The organism is Pseudomonas sp. EA_5y_Pfl2_R50 (genome assembly GCF_963970475.1).
GTDB lineage: Bacteria > Pseudomonadota > Gammaproteobacteria > Pseudomonadales > Pseudomonadaceae > Aquipseudomonas.
This window is the reverse complement of sequence record NZ_CAXAPT010000057.1, coordinates 1-668: the sequence shown is the minus strand read 5'-3', so window position 1 is coordinate 668 and position 668 is coordinate 1. Positions and strand designations below refer to the sequence as shown.

The following is a 668-nucleotide window of genomic DNA, read 5'->3' as shown; positions in this document are numbered from 1 at the left end:
CATGGCTGTAGAATTCGGTGGTGTAGCTGGCGGTCACCGTCACGCTGCCAGCGGTGGCCACGCGGCCGACATCGTTGCGGCCGAGATCGAGCAACATCAGATGTTCCGCGCGCTCCTTGGGGTCGGCGAGCAGGCTCTGGCGATTGGCTTCGTCCTCGGCGGCGGTCTTGCCGCGCGGGCGCGTGCCGGCGATCGGGCGAATCGTCACCTCGCCGTCGCGCACGCGCACCAGAATTTCCGGGCTCGATCCGGTCAGCGCAAAGCCCGGCAGATCGAGATGATAGAGGAACGGCGACGGGTTGATCCGCCGCAGCGCGCGATACAATTCGAACGCGGGCAGTGGAAACGGTGCCGTGAAACGCTGCGACACCACCACCTGAAAGATGTCGCCCGCGACGATATACTCCTTCGCGCGCGCCACCATCTCGGCATAGCGGCCGGGCGGCAGTGTCGGAGTCAGCGCGATCTCGCTCGCCTCGCCCCGCACGGGCGCAGGCAAAGGCGCGGTCGCGAGGCGCGCGGCAGGCGTCTCGATCCGCTCCAGCCCCTCGGCGACGATCGCCTCGGGCGTACGCGTCGCATCGGGCCAGACCGGTGCGACCAGGAACAGCGCGTCGGCGAGCCGGTCGAAGATCAGCACCACCGTCGGACGCACGAATATCATGTCG

General features: G+C 68.1%; 1 protein-coding gene. It reads right to left on the bottom strand.

From position 1 onward, the window contains the following. Positions 1-668, bottom strand: a 668-nt coding sequence (locus AACY19_RS26670; RefSeq protein WP_339454478.1) for a chorismate-binding protein, incomplete at both ends; no start/stop codon positions are given.